Raw genomic sequence first — 14,090 nt, 5'->3', positions numbered from 1 at the left:
CGCTCAGAAGTGGAACCCGACCTTGAAGCCGCCACTGAGCGCGCCGTTGTTCGCGAAGCTCGCGCGGGGCGTGTCGGGCGTGCCCGTTTCGGGCACGGCGTCGCCCAGCCAAGTGTAATGGATTCCGCCCGACAGGCTGACCTTTTCGCTGAGCATGTACTTGCCGCCGACGGAAAGCGCCGTTTGCCCGTTCGTCGGCGCGAGCGGCGACACGAGGCTGTCCGATCCGCCATCCTCGTAGCTCACGGACACCTGGGCCGAGAATTTATCGGTGAACTGGCGCCCGACACCGAGTTCGTAAGTCACGACGTCATCGAGCTCGGCCAGGTTCGAGCCGAGTGCCGGCGGAATGATCGTGAAGCCGCTCCATTCCGACCAGCGCACGCTGCCGAAGGCCAGCGTCTTGGGTGCGACGCCCGTTTGCACGTCGAGTTTGACCGACTGCGGCGTATTCGACGAGGTTGTGCCCGTGAACAACGGCGGCAGCGGCCCCGGGAAATTCTCGACCGTGTTGAAGTTGAGGTCGATCTGCGAATGGTAGGTCAGCGCGGTCCGGAACGCGATGTCGGGGATTTCATAGGCGGCCCCGGCGACGAAACCGGCGCCGGTTTCCTCGTTCAATTGCACGTTGTATCCGTTGGCCGCCCCGTAGGCCAGCCCCGACAGGGTGATCTGTCCGTCGGCCTTGAGGAACCGCGGACCGCCGTAGATCGAGAACCGCTCACCGGTGCGGTAGCGTATCAGCGCCGTCACGGCGGTGCTGTCCGCCTCGGCCAAAGTGCCGCCCAGCAGGGTCGTCAACGGGTTGCCGCCGTACTGCACGTCCGCCCCGTAGGGTTTGTCCAGGATTATGGCGAACGACAGCTTTTCGTTGAAATTTCCCTTCAGCGCGAGGCCGTAAACCGAGAAATCCTTGCCCACGTCCGCGATCGGATTGCCCAACAGGTCGACACCGGTCAGCTCCGGATCCGAGTAGCCGAACGACACCTCGGCGTAGTTGCCTTGCTCGAACAGCACCTCGATCGGTGTGCCGCTGCGGTCCAGTCCGCCGGCCTGCCCGGACCCGGCCACCGCTGAGGCCGCAGTCGCGGCCATAGCCAATCTTTTCATTGCTCAATCCTCCCTCAACTTGTACCGAGCCTATCGCGCGGGGGACCCCGGTCAATTCGTAACGTCACGTCAGCCGCCTGATCCGAAAGGGATTTGTCTTGTATGCAACAATCGCTAGCCGGTCCCGGCCCCGGGACGGGTCGCGGCCCAGAGATTGATGTAGTTCGCCGTGAAGATGACCGCCGCCCCCAGGATCACCATGACTTCCAGCGGCTCGCCGTAGACCAGCATCCCGATCACGGCAACCAGCGGGAGGCGCGCGAAATCAAGTGGCACCACGACAGTGGCCGGCGCGATGGACAGCGCCGTCGTCAGGCAGAAATGGGCCGACAGCCCGGCGCAGCCGATCAGGACCAGCCACGGCACCGAGATCGTCGAGGGCACGGCGACATCGCCGTCCCAACCCGCGCAGACGATGCCGAAGACGCTTTGCGTCAGCGTCATCCAGAACAGGATGCACGTCAGGGATTCGGTGCGCGTCAGACGCTTGGTCGCGATGATCGAGCCGGCAAAGCCGATCGCCGCGCAGGCGGCGGCGACGATGCCTATGTTGATGGTGTCGGGGCTGGGACGCGCCACAATCAGGATGCCAAGGAACCCGAGCCCTGCCGCCGCCACCCGCAATCGGGTCAGGCGTTCACCCAGCAGAAGCGGTGACAGCACCACCACCCACAATGGCGAGGTGAACTCCAGCGCGAAGACCTGGGCCAGCGGAATCATGGCGATGGCGTAGAACCAGAGGTTCTGGCCGGCGAAATGGCTGATGTTGCGCGCAAGGTGCAAACCCGGACTGCGCAGCGTGATCTGCCGACGCGTCCCCGCCAGCGAGGCCACGACCAGCACGATCGCCAGCCCCGCGAAGCTGCGGTACATCATGATCTCGAAGGTATCGAGTTCGAAACTCACCTCGCGCCCCGCCACGGCCATCGAGATGAAGGAGGCCACGGCGCCGGTCATCCAGAGCGTTGCGCGCAGAACCGGAGGGACCTGCGGTTCGGGGATGCCTGTCATGTCTGTTCGTCGCCCCCTTTGCTGGCACGGTCCGGCGATGGGCAGAGCTTGGCACCGGCGCACCGTTTGCGGAGGCGCCGGGCGGCGCTATTTCTTGAGTGCCGTCAATACGGCCCACACCATTCGTTGAGACGGATTGTAGTCGCCCGAGTAACGGCGCAGGAAACGCGGCAGCACCTGGATATCCTCGGGCCGGCCCTCGATGGCATGCCACGGCATCGGCAACCGATCAAAGTTCGTCAGGACGGTTCCATCGAACCCGATGAAAACCAGCCGGCGCGCAGCGCCAGACGTCAATTCCTCCACCGATCTCAGGTCATCGCCCACGACCTTCGTGACCAGATCGTCGCGCACGCTGACGAGGTTGGCATCGGTCACTGCCACGGGGGTATAGCCCAGCCGGCGCGCCAGCGTGTCGAAGGCTTTCAGACTGCTGCCCCATTTCACCGAGAAATCGCGCGGCTGTACGAATTCGACATCCAGCGGGATCGTGGGATTGAATTCGATGCAGACCACCTTCGGCCGGTATGCGGTCAGGCTTTCCCAGACGTGATAGTCGCAGCCGTCAACGTCGATCGACAGGAAATCGAAGTCGCGCGGGATGTCCGTTCGCGAAAGGTGTGCGTCAAGGTTGTCGGACGCCTCGAACCCCACGAAGCCGCACAGCTTGGCGACGGTGTCACCCGGAAAATTCCGGCAAAGCTGCCTGTAGCGCCGCTTGCTGCCCTCGATCAGCACCGCGCGGAAGCCATGGTTCCGGATCAGGTTGCAGGTGTTCGAAAGGTGCACGCCATCCCAGGCGCCGAACTCCACGCACCACCTCGGGTGCGCGGCATCGAGCACACCGAGCCGTGACAGGATCTCCGTTATGACCCCGTCTTCACCGGCCTGCGAATGCACATTGGCCCGGTGGTCCGCCAGATCGTTCTGCACTGCGTATCAGCCTTCCCTGCACCGCGCGTCGAATCGTCCCCGCCGGGCCGAATCGCCTTCTTGTTCACTCCCACTCGATCGTGCCGGGGGGCTTGCTGGTCACGTCGTAGGTCACCCGGTTGATGCCCTTGACCTCGTTGATTATCCGCGTGGCCGTCTCGGTCAGGAAGTCGTGGGAGAAGGGATAGACGTCTGCCGTCATCCCGTCCACCGAGGTCACCGCGCGCAGCGCGCAGGCATAGTCGTAGGTGCGCCCGTCGCCCATCACGCCCACGGTGCGCACCGGCAGGATGGCGGCGAAAGCCTGCCAGATCTCGTCATAAAGCCCGTGCTTGCGGATCTGGTCGATGTAGACGGCGTCGGCCTTGCGCAGGATCTCCAGCTTGTCGCGGGTGATCTCGCCCGGGCAGCGGATGGCCAGCCCCGGGCCGGGGAACGGGTGGCGCCCGATGAAGTGGTCCGGCAACCCCAGTTCGCGGCCCAGCGCGCGCACCTCGTCCTTGAACAGCTCGCGCAGCGGCTCGACCAGCTCCAGCCCCATCTTTTCGGGCAGGCCGCCCACGTTGTGATGGCTCTTGATCGTCACGCTGGGCCCGCCCGAGAACGACACGCTCTCGATCACGTCGGGATAAAGCGTGCCCTGCGCCAGGAAACGCGCGCCCTCGATCTCGCCGGCGTGCTTCTGGAACACGTCGATGAACAGCCCGCCAATGGTCTTGCGCTTGACCTCGGGGTCCGCGACCCCGTCGAGCGCGGACAGGAACAGCTCCTGTTCGTCGGCATGGATCAGCGGGATGTTGTAATGGTCGCGGAACATGGTGGTGACTTCCGCGGCCTCGTCCTTCCGCAGCAGGCCGTGATCGACGAAGACGCAGGTCAACTGGTCGCCGACCGCCTCGTGGATCAGCACGGCGGCAACCGAGCTGTCCACGCCGCCCGACAATCCGCAGATCACCTTGGCATCGCCCACCTGCGCGCGGATCCTGGTGATGGCCTCGTCACGGTAGGCGGCCATCGTCCAGTCGCCGGAGAAGCCCGCGATGCGCACGAAGTTCGCCAGCAGGTTGCGCCCGTTGGGCGTGTGGTGCACCTCGGGGTGGAACTGCACCGCATAGAAGTGGCGCGCGACGTCCGCTGTGATCGCGAAGGGTGCATTGGGCGAGGTGCCGTAGACCTCGAAACCCGGGGCGATCTCGGCGACATGGTCGCCGTGGCTCATCCAGACCTGTTCACGTTCCGATTCGAACCAGCCCGTCAGCGCCTCGGCCCGGTGGGCCGTCTCGGTCACCCACGCGCGGCCGAATTCCGCTGTGCCCTCGCCGCGCTCCACGCGCCCGCCCAGCATCTGCATCATGACCTGCTGGCCGTAGCAGATTCCCAGCACCGGCACGCCCAGGTCGAACAGGCGTTCCGGAGGGCGCGGGGCATCGGTGTCCAGCACGCTGGCGGGCCCGCCCGACAGGATCACCGCGCGGGGCGCGAAATCGTCGAGAAAAGCCTCGGTCACCTTCTGGTAGGGGTGGATTTCACAATACACGTTCAACTCGCGCAGGCGGCGCGCGATGAGCTGCGTCACCTGGCTGCCGAAATCGATGACGAGCAGACGTTCGTGGGCTGGCTGGTTCATGTGCGCCTCCTAGGGCGCGTCGGCCCGCTGCGCAAGCCTGTGCACCACGATTCCGCGCGAAACCCCGCAACGCCGCGGCAAATGTCGCTTTCCCACCTCAAAGGGCGCAAATCCGCCACAGCCGGCCCGCGGGCGTGCGATAGGGTGCGTCAAACCCGCCCGCCGCGGGACACCGAGCAATGCAAGGGTAATGACATGGCCGAAGCAGCAACCCGCAGACGCGCAAGGGGCGGCGGCGGAGCCGCACGCCGTGCGGCACGGACCGCCGTCAGCGTCGAGACCGCCAAGTACATCGAGCGCAAGATCCCCACCTTCGACATCCTCGGCGACGAGGCGCTGGAGATCATCGAGACCAACGCCGAAACGGTGCTCGAGGAAATCGGCGTCGCCTTCGTCGACAACCCCGCCGCGCTGGAACGCTGGCGCGAGGCCGGCGCCGATGTCGAGGGCGAACGCGTGCGCATCCCCCGCGGGCTGGCACGCAAGCTGTGCGCCACCGCGCCCGGGCGCTACACGCAGCACGCCCGCAACCCCGAACGGTCGGTGGAGATCGGCGGCAACACGCTGGTCTGCGCCCCGATCTACGGCCCGCCCTTCGTGCGCGACATGGAAGGCGGCCGGCGCTATGCCACCCTCGACGACTTCCAGCGCTTCGTGAAGCTGGGCTACATGTCCAAGTGGCTGCACCATTCCGGCGGGACCGTGTGCGAACCCACCGACATCCCCGTGAACAAGCGCCACCTCGACATGCTGCACGCGCACATGACGCTGTCGGACAAGCCGTTCATGGGATCGGTGACCGAACCCAGCCGCGCGCAGGACAGCGTGGAGATGTGCGAGATCCTGTTCGGCAAGCAGTTCGTGCAGGACAACACGGTGATGACCTCGCTGATCAACATCAACTCGCCGATGACCTTCGACGAGGTGATGATGGGGTCGCTCGAGGTCTACGCGCGCAACAACCAGGCCTGCATCATCTCGCCCTTCATCGTGGGCGGCGCCATGGCGCCGGTCAGCGTGGCCGGCACGCTGACGCAGGTGCTGGCCGAGGTCATGGCGGGCATCGCCTATTCCCAACTCGTCCGCCCGGGGGCCCCGGTGATCTTCGGCGCCTTCGTCAGCTCGATCGACATGAACAGCGGCGCGCCCACCTTCGGCACGCCCGAAGCCAGTCAGATCCTCTACGGCGCGGGGCAGCTGGCGCGGCGCATGGGCCTGCCGTTCCGTTCCGGCGGGTCGCTTTGCGGCTCCAAGCTGCCCGATGCGCAGGCAGGCTACGAGACGGCGCACACGCACGACGCCGTTCTGCTGGGCGGCGTGAACTTCATGCTCCATTCCTGCGGCTGGCTGGAGGGCGGCCTGGTGGCCGGTTTCGAGAAATTCGTCATGGACGCCGACCAGCTTGGCGCGCTGCACCGGATGGCGCAGGGCGTGCCCATGGACGAAAACGCGCAGGCGATGGACGCGCTGCGCGAGGTCGGGCCGGGCGGCCACTACCTTGGTTGCGCCCACACGCAGGCCAATTTCCGGGATGCCTTCTGGCGTTCCGAGGTTCTGGACTACAAGCCGTTCGAGACCTGGGACGAGGAAGGCGGCCGCGATACGATGACGCTGGCCAACGCGCGCATGAACAAGCTTCTGGGCGACTACCAGCAGCCACCGATCGATCCGGCCGTGGCCGAGGAACTGGCGGGTTACGTGGCGGCCAAGAAGGCGGCGACGCCCGACGCCTTCACCTGACGGCAGCGACCGGACGCGTGGCCTGCATCAAGCGGGCCTCGCCCATCAGCGCGATCAGAACGTCGATGTGGCGCGCGGCGGAATACCCCGCCGCCGCCGTGCGCCGCCGTTCCTCGATCTCCGCCTCGATTTCCATAAGCTGCACGACCGCCGCGCCGCTTCCCGGCAAGGCGTCGCAGCCGAGGTGCCGGCGCAGATGGACGGCACGCCTGTACTCCAGGGCCCCGATCCGGGCGGCCCGGATCAGCAGCCGGGGGCGACGCAGGGCGGCGAGGGCGGAAAAGACATCCTTCATGCTCGATCTCCAGAACAGCCGGTGGGTCGGAGCATCCTGCACAACCCATGAGGGTGTTGCGCAATCTTCGCGTGCAGCGCGCGGCGGGCTTCGCGATCGTTAACCAGCGGGCAATGATAGTTGCCAAACTGTCAACAATTAACGGATGGATAACCTTTGCCCGCCTAGGTTGTGGAAACCTTGTGGAAAAGCCGCCTGTCCCTTGCGACCTGACTCCGCGATACTCGTTCAGCCGTCAGCCGCCTGCGCCGATGCCGCAGCCGGGACGGGTGTGATACCGGCCTGGGTTCCCGCCCCCGCGCGCTTCTATCTCGCGCATATCGAAGGGGGCACGTCGATCCGGGAACTGGCCCGGCGGTCCGGCTGCCACGCATCCACGATCCTGCGCCGTGTGCGCCGCTGTGAAAGCCGCCGGGACGACGTCCTCGTTGACGAGGCGCTGCAGCAGCTCGGCCGCCACCTGGCCCAGGGCGAAGTCATCCATCCCCGTACCAAGGAGATACGGATGACCCCGACCAACAGCCACGCCGACCACGGCACCGGCACCCCCTCGACCGAACGGCTGGATGCCGAGGCGCGCCGCGTGTTGCGCCGGTTGTGCGAAAACGGCGCGGTGCTCGCCGTGGCGACCGAAATGGACAAGGCCGTCGTGGTCCGCGACACACCCCACGGCGGCACCACGCGGCTGGCCGTGGTGGACCGGGACATCGCCCAGGCGATGGCATTGAAGGAATGGATCGCCTGCGATGCACCGGGCCGCCTGTCGCGCTACCACATCACCGGTGCAGGGCGCAGCGCCCTGAATCGCCTTCTTGCCGAAGCCGAGAACGCAGCCTCGGGCTTTGCCGAGGCACAGGCGCCGTTCGGCGTCGCCGCGGCGCCGGCATGGCACGGCGCGGGGCGCGGACCGCGCTACGCCCGATCCGATTCGCCGCTGCTCGCGCTTGCCCGGCGCCGCGACCGCGACGGCCAGCCTTTCCTCGAGGAAAGCCTGGTCCGGGCGGGCGAACGCCTTCGGGAGGATTTCGAACTGGCGCAGATGGAACCGCGCACCGGCCAGAACTGGGATCACTACCTGACCGGCACGATCGATACCGGCCCCGCGGGCCCGGGTGCCGGGCCGAACGTTCAGGCCGCGCGGGACCGTGCCGCAGGCGCCCTGCGCGACCTTGGCCCGGGGCTCGGCGACGTGGCGTTGCGGTGCTGCTGCTATCTCGAGGGACTGGAAAGCGTGGAAAAACGGCTCGGCTGGTCGGCGCGCTCCGGCAAGATCGTGCTGCGGATCGCCTTGCAGCGGCTCAAGCGCCACTACGAGAACCTCGGGGAGGCCGGCGGATTGATGGGCTAGCCCGGCTTGGCCGGCTCAGCCACCGACCAGCCACCCCACGCCGAACGCCACGGCCGCGCAGATCGCGCCCACCAGAACGGTTTCGCCAACGCAGCGCAGGATGCGCTCTCCAGTGGCGTTCCAACGCAACAGGCCAAGGCAGATCAACGCGCCGAAGGTCGACAAGACCGAGTAGACAAAGGTCTGGTCCGTGGGCGGCAACACGAAATAGGGACCGAGCGGAACGGCCCCGAAGATGACAAAGGAAAAGAACGTGAAAAGCCCGCTGACCGCCGGGTTGACCTCCGCAGGGTCCTGCATCCCGAATTCGTAGGTCATCATGAGGTCGGCCATGATTCGAGGGTGCCGTGACAGGATGGTCGCCGCGGTGTCGGCCTCGCCCGCCGGCAGGCCACGCTGGCGCAGGATCTCGAACAGTTCCATGCGTTCCTGCTCGGGCGCCTCGGCGATCTCGCGCAGCTCGCTGTCGCGCCGCGCGCGGTAGAGATCGTGCTCCGAACGCATCGACAGGTATTCGCCCAGCCCCATGCTGATCGCGTCGGCGAACAGGTTGGCCAACCCGAAGACCAGGACCGCCAGCCCACCGATCTGCGCGACACCATCCGCCGCCGCGCCGGCGAACCCCGCGACGATCGCGAAGGTCGTCACGATCCCGTCGTTGCCGCCGTAGACGATCTGCTTGAGGAATTCCTGCGTCCGGCCCAGGGAGTGGGCGTCGCGCCGGTGGGCCTGCCAGTCCATGCTTCTGTCCGGGCCTTCGGTGTTCGCTGCGCGACGCAGCATAGGAAATCGCGGCCCGTTGGCAACTGCGCGAATGCGCTCTGCCAAAAAAACCCGCGGCCCGTACCCGACCGGCACGGGCCGCGCACACTCGTTACACGCATGAACATGCGGGGGGCCGCAGCAACCCGCCACGCACAAGGCCGGATTGCAGAACTGGCACTTGCCCGCGGAAAGCACTATAACGACGGTGACTTACCGAAACGTTCGCGAGGGTGATTTCGTGCGAGACCTGAAGATACCGGATCAGCGCCACCCGGAAAAGGCGCACCGTCCGGACAACGCCCAGCCGAAGAAACCGGACTGGATTCGCGTGAAGGCGCCCACCTCGAAGGGCTACCGCGAAACCCACCGGATCATGCGCGAGCACAAGCTCACCACGGTCTGCGAGGAGGCAGGTTGCCCGAATGCCGGCGAATGCTGGAGCCGGGGCCACGCCACGATGATGATCATGGGCGAGATCTGCACGCGCGGCTGCACCTTCTGCAACATCGCCACCGGAAAGCCGGATGCGCTCGATGTGTTCGAACCCGGCCGCGTGGCCGACGCGGTGCAGAAGCTGGGCCTGAACCATGTCGTCATCACGAGCGTGGACCGTGACGACATAGCAGACGGCGGGGCCGAGCATTTCGCGCAAACGATTCGTGCCGTGCGCCACCGCAGCCCGGGCACGACGATCGAGATCCTCACGCCCGATTTCCTGAACTGCGCGCCCGAGGCGCTGGAAACGGTCGTCGCGGCGAAACCGGACGTGTTCAACCACAACCTCGAGACCGTGCCGGGGCTGTACCCCGACGTGCGCCCCGGCGCGCGCTATTTCCACAGCCTGCGTCTTCTGCAAAGAGTGAAGGAGATCGACCCGGCGATGTTCACCAAGTCGGGGATCATGGTCGGCCTGGGCGAGGAGCGTGCGCAGGTGCACCAGGTGATGGACGACATGCGCTCGGCCGACATCGACTTCCTGACCATCGGCCAGTACCTGCAGCCGACGCCCAAGCATCACGCCGTGCGCCGGTTCGTCACGCCCGACGAGTTCGCGGCCTACGAGAAAGCCGCCTACGGCAAGGGCTTCCTGATGGTCTCGGCCACGCCGCTGACGCGGTCGTCGTACCACGCGGGCGACGATTTCGCGCGGCTGCGCGAGGCGCGGCTGAAGAAGCTGGGCTGACACGCCCGCGCGCGCAGCGCCACCGACCGGCGGCCATCGCCGCCGGTTCGGCGGGCGCCAGCGCCCTTGATGCCTGCCGGATGCCTCCGGCGGGGATATTCCGGTCAAGACGAAGGCACCGGTGCGACGCGCGCGGACGTGTGCGCCATGACGGCCGCGTGCGCGGATCTAGAACCGGTCGAGCAGGCGTTCGAGATACTCCAGTTCCACGTCCGGGCGCTCGCCCTGGCCGGAGCGCCGCCGGATCTCGTCGAGCAGGTCGCGCGCGCGGCGGTAGACGTCCTCGCCCTGCAGCAGCTCGTCCTGCGTGCCCACGCGGCTGCCCTGGCCGGTTCGCCGGCCAAGCGGGTCGTTGCGCTGGCCGCCGGTCTGCCCGCGGGCCTGACCCTGGCCGCCCTGCGTGCGGTTGTTCTCGGCCATCGCCTCGCCAAGGTTGCGCATGCCCTCGCGCAGCGCCTCCATCGCTTCGGACTGCCGGTCGAGCGCGCCGGCCAGGTCGTCCTCTCGCAACGACTCCTCGGCGCCGCGCATCGCGTCCTCGGCCCGTTCGAGCGAATCGCGTGCTGCCTCGCCCTGCTCGGTGCCGCCCCCCGGCAGCGCCTGCCGCTGGCGTTCGAGTTCGCGGCGCAGCGCGCGCTGCCGGTCGGCGAGCGAACCTTCGGCACCTTCGCCGTCACTCTGGCGTTCGCCGCCCTGCCCCTCTCGGGCGCCTTGGTTGCCCTGGCCCTCGCCCTGACCCTGATGGCTCTGGCCACGCCCCTGTGCGCCGCTGCGTCCCTCGTTGCCCTGCGACTGCCCGGCCTGGGCATCGGGGTTGAACTGCTCCTGCAGATCGCGGAACGCCTGATCCGACAGCCCCTGCTGGTTGCGCAGCGTTTCCGACAGGCCCTCCATCGCCTGCTGACCCTGCGACTGGCCCTGCTGACCTTCGGTCACGCGCATGTTCTCCATCATGCGCTGGAATTCCTCGAGCGCCTGCTGCGCCTCGGCCGTGCGCCCCTGCTCCATGAGCTCCTGGATGCGGTCCATCATCTCCTGCAGGTCCTGCTGGGTCATGCGCATGCCGTCCTGCGACTGCTGCTGGCCCGTCTCGCCCTGCTCGCCGTCCTGCTGGGCCCGGCGCGATTTCTGCCGCAGGTAATCCTGCGTGGCATCGCGCAGTTCCTGCATGAGCCGGGCGATCTCTTCCTGGCTGGCACCATTCTTGATCGCCTCGCTGAGCTTTTCCTGCGCCGCGCGCATCCGTTCGAGCGCGTCGTCGATATCGCCATCCTCGAGTTTTACCGCCAGGTCCCAGAGCGCCGCGGCAATCTCCTCCTGCGCAGCCGAATCAAAGCTGTCGTGCCGCACGAGCGTTTCCAGCCGGCGCATGATGACCCGCATGCGCAGGTAGGCGGTCTTGGAGCGGAACAGGCCGTCCTCCGGCCGGTGCGACACCGCGCGCAGCACGCGGATGACACGCGACGCGTTGTTGCGCGTCCAGAGCAGATCGCGTCGCTGTTCGATCACCGCCGCGGCCAGCGGATCGAAGAAGCGCCGTGCGGGCAGCCGCATCTTGCGCGGGGCGCTGGCGCCTGTCTGGTCGAGGTCATCGCGCACCTGCAGTTCCAGCGTGACGGGCAGATGCGCCCAGGGATGTTTCGAAAGGTTCTCGATCAGGCTTTCGGTGAATTCCGCCCGGTCGCCGGTGATCGGCATCGGCAGGTCCAGCACGATCGGCTCGCGCGGGTCGGGCTCGGCAGCGAGGCCGTGCCGGCGCTCCACCCGGTCGAGATCGAGGCGGAAGATCGCCGTGCCACCGGCCACCGCGTAATCGTCGCGCGCCTTGAACGGCAGGCTCATCCGTCCCGAGGCGTCGGTCTTCGCGGTCTCTTCGGTCAGCGAAACACGCGGTGGCGCGTCCGCGATGGCAGTCACCTGCCAACTCCGGCCGCCCGGCCCCTCGATTTTCAACCGGCCGTCCTGGCGGACGTCGAACGCCTGTTCGGGGGCGTCCGGGTCCAGCTGTTCGGCGTCGCGGCCCGAAACGGTTTCGGACAGGTCGAGCGCACCGACCTCGCCGTAGAACCGCAGCGTCACGCGGCTGCCCTCCGGCACGCGAATCATGCCTTTTTGATCGTTCAGGTAAAGGCTGGGCCGTCCGGTGTAGGCAGGTGGCTCGATCCAGCCCTCCCATGCCGGTCCGCCCGCCAGCGCGGCACCGCCGCCCGGGGCCATCTCGCCGACCGAGCCCGCGCGCCAGATCGAACCGAACATCAGCGCGACCACCAGACCAAGCAGCGCGACGTAGCGCAGGCCGTAGGGATCGCGCCGCGACAGGCGCAGGTCGGGCGCAACGGCCCGCGCCGCTGCGGCGCGTTCCGCCATCCGCGCCCGATGCGCCCGCCACAGCGCCTGCGATTGCGGATCGTCGCGCCCCACGGCCTGGTCGTCGGACAGGGCGGCAAGCGGGTGGCCGGCAAGCGGCGCATCGACCCGTGCCAGCGCCTCGTCGCGCCGCGGCCGGCAAAACCGGGTCACGCCGCGCACGGCAAACCACATCAGCGCAAGGGCGGCCAGAGCGGCCAGCCCCCGCACGGCCCAGAGCGGCGTCAGGTCATGCAGCCCCAGTACCAGTGCCGCCGCACAAGCCGCCAGGATCGACCAGACCGGCCAGAACGCCTGAACGAGCCGCTCGGCCCACAGACCCGCCCGGGTCAGGGCCAGCGATCGGCGCAGCCGGGTGTTCAGCTCGGGATCGATGTCGGGTTGTTTCGGCATGCCTTGCTCCCACGGGGGCTGCCGGCCGGATACGTTACAGCCATGGGGGGAGGGTATCGCGATTTATGATCTCGTCAAATGTCGGTCGCGGCCGGATGACGGCGAATTGATCGCCGTGAACCATCACCTCGGGCACCAGGGGCCGGGTGTTGTATTCGCTGGCCATCACCGCCCCGTAGGCGCCGGCGCTGCGGAAGGCGACCAGGTCGTCGGCCGCCACCGGCGGCAGGTCGCGCGCGCGGGCAAAGGTGTCGCCGGTTTCGCAGACCGGGCCGACGATGTCGTAGGGATGGTGCGCGGCGCCCGGCGCGGGCTCGCGCGCCGGCACGATGTCGTGGTGCGCCTCGTACATGGCGGGGCGGATCAAGTCGTTCATCGCGGCGTCGACGATCAGGAAATCGCGCCCCTCGCCCTCTTTCGCATAGATAACGCGGGTGACGAGCACGCCGGCGTTGCCGACCACGAGGCGGCCGGGCTCTATCTCGATCTCGCAGCCAAGATGGCCCAGCGTCTCCTTGATGAGCGCGCCGTAATCCGTGGGAAGCGGCGGCGCCTCGTTCGACCGCGCATACGGGATGCCCAGACCGCCGCCAAGATCCAGCCGCCGGATGTCGTGGCCGTCGGCGCGCAGCGTCCCCGTCAGTTCGGCCACCTTCTCGTAGGCCTGCCGGAACGGCGCGAGGTCGGTCAGCTGGCTGCCGATGTGCACGTCGATGCCCACCACCTCGATCCCGGGCAGCGCGGCGGCCTCGGCATAGACCGTGCGCGCCCGTGACAGGGGCACGCCGAACTTGTTCTCGGCCTTGCCGGTGGCGATCTTGGCATGCGTGCGCGCGTCCACGTCGGGGTTGACGCGGATGGTCACGGGCGCGGTGCGGCCCGTCTCCTGCGCGACGGCGCTGAGCGCGGCCAGCTCCGGCTCGCTTTCCACGTTGAACTGGCGGATCCCGCCCGAGAGCGCCATGCGCATCTCGTCGCGCGTCTTGCCGACGCCGGAAAACACGATCCGGTCGCCGGGCACGCCTGCGGCCCTGGCGCGGGCGTATTCCCCGCCCGAGACCACATCCATCCCCGCGCCGAGCGCCGCCAGCGTCTTGAGGATGGCCTGGTTGCTCGCTGCCTTCATGGCATAGCAGACGAGATGGTCGGTGCCCTCGAGGGCCTCGTCGAACAGGCGGAAATGCCGCGTCAGCGTGGCCGTGGAATAGCAATAGAACGGCGTGCCCACGGCCGCCGCGATCTCGGAAACCGGCACGTCCTCGGCGTGCAGGGCGCCGTCGCGGTAAAGAAAGTGGTCCATCCTCGCCGTCCTCTCGAT

General features: G+C 67.6%; 11 protein-coding genes. 3 read left to right on the top strand and 8 right to left on the bottom strand.

Going from position 1 to position 14,090, the window contains the following annotated elements; genetic code table 11:
• Positions 1–3: 3 nt before the first annotated feature.
• The 4 genes from CEF10_RS13770 to guaA form a co-directional block, all read right to left on the bottom strand.
• Positions 4–1,095 carry an OmpP1/FadL family transporter gene (locus CEF10_RS13770; RefSeq protein ID WP_232796514.1) on the bottom strand — a complete coding sequence of 364 codons (1,092 nt, stop codon included), beginning with the start codon at positions 1,093–1,095 and terminating at the stop codon, positions 4–6.
• Between the two features lie 129 nt (positions 1,096–1,224).
• The gene (locus CEF10_RS13765) at positions 1,225–2,121 is read right to left on the bottom strand and encodes a DMT family transporter (protein WP_232796513.1); all 897 of its coding nucleotides are present in this window, start codon (positions 2,119–2,121) and stop codon (positions 1,225–1,227) included.
• Between the two features lie 87 nt (positions 2,122–2,208).
• A complete protein-coding gene (locus CEF10_RS13760) occupies positions 2,209–3,054 on the bottom strand; it encodes a class I SAM-dependent methyltransferase (RefSeq protein WP_101068752.1) in 846 nt (281 codons plus the stop codon).
• A gap of 64 nt (positions 3,055–3,118) precedes the next feature.
• Positions 3,119–4,681 (bottom strand): glutamine-hydrolyzing GMP synthase, encoded by a 1,563-nt coding sequence (guaA, locus tag CEF10_RS13755; protein ID WP_101068751.1) that lies wholly within the window; start codon positions 4,679–4,681, stop codon positions 3,119–3,121.
• Positions 4,682–4,876: 195 nt separating this feature from the next.
• Here guaA and CEF10_RS13750 point away from each other — a divergent pair, with 195 nt between their 5' ends.
• Positions 4,877–6,421 carry a trimethylamine methyltransferase family protein gene (locus CEF10_RS13750; protein ID WP_101068750.1) on the top strand — a complete coding sequence of 515 codons (1,545 nt, stop codon included), beginning with the start codon at positions 4,877–4,879 and terminating at the stop codon, positions 6,419–6,421.
• Here the strand turns inward: CEF10_RS13750 and CEF10_RS13745 are convergent.
• A complete protein-coding gene (locus tag CEF10_RS13745; RefSeq protein WP_101068749.1) occupies positions 6,414–6,716 on the bottom strand; it encodes a DUF6477 family protein in 303 nt (100 codons plus the stop codon). The two genes, CEF10_RS13750 and CEF10_RS13745, sit on opposite strands and share 8 nt — an antisense overlap.
• Positions 6,717–6,987: 271 nt before the next feature.
• On the opposite strand from CEF10_RS13745, the gene CEF10_RS13740 reads away from it, so the two are divergent.
• Positions 6,988–8,064, top strand: coding sequence for a DUF6456 domain-containing protein (locus CEF10_RS13740; RefSeq protein WP_101068748.1), 1,077 nt, complete (start codon positions 6,988–6,990; stop codon positions 8,062–8,064).
• A gap of 15 nt (positions 8,065–8,079) precedes the next feature.
• Here the strand turns inward: CEF10_RS13740 and CEF10_RS13735 are convergent, their stop codons facing one another.
• The gene (locus CEF10_RS13735; protein WP_101068747.1) at positions 8,080–8,805 is read right to left on the bottom strand and encodes a VIT1/CCC1 transporter family protein; all 726 of its coding nucleotides are present in this window, start codon (positions 8,803–8,805) and stop codon (positions 8,080–8,082) included.
• A 262-nt stretch (positions 8,806–9,067) separates the two neighbouring features.
• Here CEF10_RS13735 and lipA point away from each other — a divergent pair, with 262 nt between their 5' ends.
• The gene (gene lipA / locus CEF10_RS13730) at positions 9,068–10,012 is read left to right on the top strand and encodes a lipoyl synthase (RefSeq protein ID WP_101068780.1); all 945 of its coding nucleotides are present in this window, start codon (positions 9,068–9,070) and stop codon (positions 10,010–10,012) included.
• Positions 10,013–10,180: 168 nt separating this feature from the next.
• On the opposite strand, the gene CEF10_RS13725 is transcribed toward lipA, so the two are convergent.
• Together CEF10_RS13725 and lysA are read right to left on the bottom strand one after the other, a co-directional pair.
• Positions 10,181–12,772, bottom strand: a complete 2,592-nt coding sequence (locus tag CEF10_RS13725) for a TIGR02302 family protein (protein WP_101068746.1) — start codon at positions 12,770–12,772, stop codon at positions 10,181–10,183.
• A 34-nt stretch (positions 12,773–12,806) separates the two neighbouring features.
• Positions 12,807–14,072, bottom strand: coding sequence for a diaminopimelate decarboxylase (gene lysA, locus CEF10_RS13720; protein ID WP_101068745.1), 1,266 nt, complete (start codon positions 14,070–14,072; stop codon positions 12,807–12,809).
• Between the last annotated feature and the right edge of the window lie 18 nt (positions 14,073–14,090).

The sequence above is a fragment of the Roseovarius salinarum genome (assembly GCF_002834145.1).
Taxonomy (GTDB): Bacteria; Pseudomonadota; Alphaproteobacteria; order Rhodobacterales; family Rhodobacteraceae; genus Roseovarius; species Roseovarius salinarum.
This window is presented reverse-complemented; position numbering and strand designations above follow the sequence as displayed.